The organism is Streptomyces sp. NPDC000941, from assembly GCF_053599555.1.
Genome location: NZ_JBSFMM010000461.1, coordinates 1 through 3,232 on the forward strand (window position 1 = coordinate 1; position 3,232 = coordinate 3,232).

The window sequence follows — 3,232 nt, forward strand, 5'->3', positions numbered from 1 at the left end:
CCCCGCCGCGCCCCCCCCCGCGGCCCGCACCCGCCCCCGCCCCCCCCCCCGTCCCGCGGGACCCCCCCGGCCCGCGGCCACTGCTCGGCAGTGGCCCCGGCCCTTGATATGTCGCTGTTGTCGCTGTCGGTTGCCGTCGTGTGATCAGGCAGACTTACGGGTGTCGCGCGGATGCACAGCGATGTTCATAGCGCCGGAGCGCAGTACGGCCAGCCGCTCGGCCAGCACCTCCTCCAGCTCTTCACGGGTGCGCCGCTCCATGAGCATGTCCCAGTGCGTGCGCGCCGGCTTGGCCTTCTTCTCCTCAGGACCGTCGCCGTCCACCAGGAGTGCTACGGCACCACATGCCTTGCACTCCCACTCCGGCGGGATCTCCGCCTCTACCGAGAACGGCATCTCGAATCGATGTCCGTTCTGGCATGCGTACTCCACCGCCTGGCGCGGGGCCAGATCGATGCCGCGGTCGGTCTCGTAGCTGGTCACCACGAGTCGCGTGCCGCGGAGAGCTCGCTCACTCATGAATCGTGCCTCCCGGGCTTGTCGCCCACAGGACAGGTGTCGCTGTCGTCGTCATCCGGTCAACGTCCGGTCGGCGGTGAAGATTCCCGTACTGGGACATGCGTCGCCCGTCGTGCCGCCCCGTTGTTCTACCCACAGGCGCCCGGTTTGTCACATCTGGCAGCAGATGTCACCCAGCGTTTCTGGTGCTTTAAGCGCGCAGTAACGGTCCGCCTTGTGGGCCGAGGGCGTACACTACCGCTCCGCACCCTCGAGGGCTAAATCCGGTCATGTATCGCTGTCCGTGTTGTTTGCGTTTTCGTTGTTTTCTGCGTTTCTTGTGCTTTGCCCTGGGCGACGACCGGTGAGCGCTCGCCCGCGGGCGAGGGAAGTGCGAAGAAGCGCAGGAAATACTGGGCGAGCGGCCCGATGGTCAGCGCGTAGAGCACCGTGCCGACCCCCACGGACCCGCCCAGCGCGAATCCCACCGCCAGCACCGTCACCTCGATCGTGGTCCGCATCAGCCGTACCGAGCGGCCGGTGCGCCGGTGCAGCCCGGTCATCAGGCCGTCCCGCGGGCCCGGTCCGAAGTGGGCCGAGATGTAGAGACCGGTGGCCGCGCCGTTGAGGATCACCGAGAACACCAACAGTGGGATCCGCAGGGCCAGTGCGTGAAGGTCCGGCATCAGCCAGAGTGTGATATCCACCACCACGCCGATCACCGCCACATTGGACACCGTGCCCAACCCCGGGCGCTGCCGCAGCGGGATCCACAGCAGCAGTACGGCGGCGCCGACCACGATGGTCACTGTGCCGAAGGACAGCGAGGTGTGCTCGGCGACGCCCTGGTGGAAGACGTCCCAGGGGTCGAGCCCGAGTCCGGCGCGCAGTTGGAGCGCCATGCTCACGCCGTACAGCACCAGCCCCGCGTAGAGGTGGACCAGGCGGCGCGCGAGGCGGGGGCGGGGGGACGGGGGCGGCGATGGCTCAGAGGGTTCGGACGACGCGGACGACGGCTCAGGTGATGGCTCGGAGGGCGGTTCGGACGGCGTGGGCGGTACGGGTGACGCGGACAAAGAAGGCTCCCAGAGGCTGAAGTGGCCTTGCCGGTGGAGGCAGTGGACTGTGGCGTGTCACTCTGTACCCCGAGACCAGTCCAGTTCTATGGCCAATTCCGGAAAGGTGGACCGCAGACGATGAGTCCGTGGACATCCGCGGTGGGAGCACCCCAGTTGGCTCGCCTGCTCGGGCCGGAGCACACACGCGAGGCCGAGGCCGCGGCGATCGTCTCGGTGACGGGCGGCCGGCGCGTACCCGCGTACCGTTCGCTCGCCGATCGCGTACGGCTGCTCGTCCTCGAAGGCCGGGTCCCGGTCGCGGCGCGGCTGCCCGCCGAGCGCGAGCTCGCGGCGGCCCTGGGGGTCAGCAGGACCACGGTGGCCGCCGCGTACGAGGCGCTGCGCCAGGAGGGCTTCCTGGAGTCGCGGCGCGGGTCCGGCAGCTGGACCGCGATGCCCGCCGGGAGCCCGCTGCCCACCCGTGGGCTCGACCCGCTGCCGCCCGAGGTCGCGCGCTCCGTGATCGACCTGGGCTGTGCGGCCCTGCCCGCGCCCGAGCCCTGGCTGACCCGCGCCATGCACGGCGCCCTGGAAGAGCTCCCGCCGTACGCCCACACCCACGGCGACTACCCCGCCGGGCTGCCCGCGCTGCGCCAGGCCCTCGCCGACCGCTACACCGCTCGCGGCATTCCGACCATGCCCGAGCAGATCATGGTGACCACCGGGGCCATGGGTGCGGTGGCCGCCATCTGCCGGCTGTTCGTCCGCCACGGCGAGCGGGTCGCCGTCGAGTCGCCCTCGTACGCGAACGTCCTCCAGCTCCTGCGGGAGGCCGGCACCCGCTTGGTGCCCGTGGCCATGGGGCCCGGGCTCGCGGGCTGGGACCTGCCGGCCTGGCGGCAGACGCTGCGCGAGGCCGCGCCGCGGATGGCCTATGTCGTCGCCGACTTCCACAACCCCACCGGCTCGCTCGCCACCGACGAGCAGCGCAGACAGCTCGTCGACGCGGCGCGCTCGGCCGGGACCGTGCTCGTCGTCGACGAGACCATGGCCGAACTGCACCTGGACGACGAGGTGGAGCCGCCCCGGCCGGTCGCCGCGCTCGACCCCGGGGGCAGCGCCGTCGTCACCGTCGGCTCGGCGAGCAAGTCCTTCTGGGCCGGGCTGCGCATCGGCTGGGTGCGCGCCGCCCCCGACATCATCCGCAGCCTGGTCGCGGCCCGCGCCTACGCGGACATGGGCACCCCGGTCGTCGAACAGCTCGCCGTGGGCTGGCTGCTGGCCACCGGCGGCTGGGACGAGGCGGTCGAGCTGCGCCGCGCGCAGGCGCGGGAGAACCGCGACGAGCTCGTCGCCGCCGTCCGCCGCCACCTCCCCGACTGGGAGTTCGCCGTACCGCACGGCGGGCTCACCCTCTGGACCCGCACCGGCGGCCTGTCCGGGTCACGGATCGCGGAGACGGGCGAGCGGCTTGGCGTACGGGTCCCCTCGGGCCCCCGCTTCGGGGTCGACGGCGCCTTCGAGGGGTACGTACGGCTTCCGTTCACCGTCGCCGGCGCGGTCGCCGAGAAGGCCGCCACCCGCCTGGCCGCCGCGGCGGACCTGGTCGCGAGCGGCGCCGTGGTGGAGGCCCAGGTCCCACGCAGCTACGTGGCCTGAGCCGGTGGCGGCGCGGC

At 72.1% G+C, this 3,232-nt stretch carries 3 protein-coding genes; 1 reads left to right on the forward strand and 2 read right to left on the reverse strand.

Annotation, left to right across the window (positions count from 1 at the left end):
• Positions 1–144: 144 nt before the first annotated feature.
• Positions 145–519: an RNA polymerase-binding protein RbpA gene (locus tag ACWDSL_RS52655; RefSeq protein WP_043486392.1), complete on the reverse strand. Its 375-nt coding sequence runs from the start codon at positions 517–519 to the stop codon at positions 145–147.
• A 257-nt stretch (positions 520–776) separates the two neighbouring features.
• Complete coding sequence (yczE, locus tag ACWDSL_RS52660; RefSeq protein ID WP_450496802.1) at positions 777–1,442, reverse strand: membrane protein YczE; 666 nt, start codon at positions 1,440–1,442, stop codon at positions 777–779.
• A gap of 252 nt (positions 1,443–1,694) precedes the next feature.
• Here yczE and ACWDSL_RS52665 point away from each other — a divergent pair, with 252 nt between their 5' ends.
• Positions 1,695–3,215, forward strand: a complete 1,521-nt coding sequence (locus ACWDSL_RS52665; protein WP_450496800.1) for an SCO1417 family MocR-like transcription factor — start codon at positions 1,695–1,697, stop codon at positions 3,213–3,215.
• The last annotated feature ends 17 nt before the right edge of the window (positions 3,216–3,232 follow it).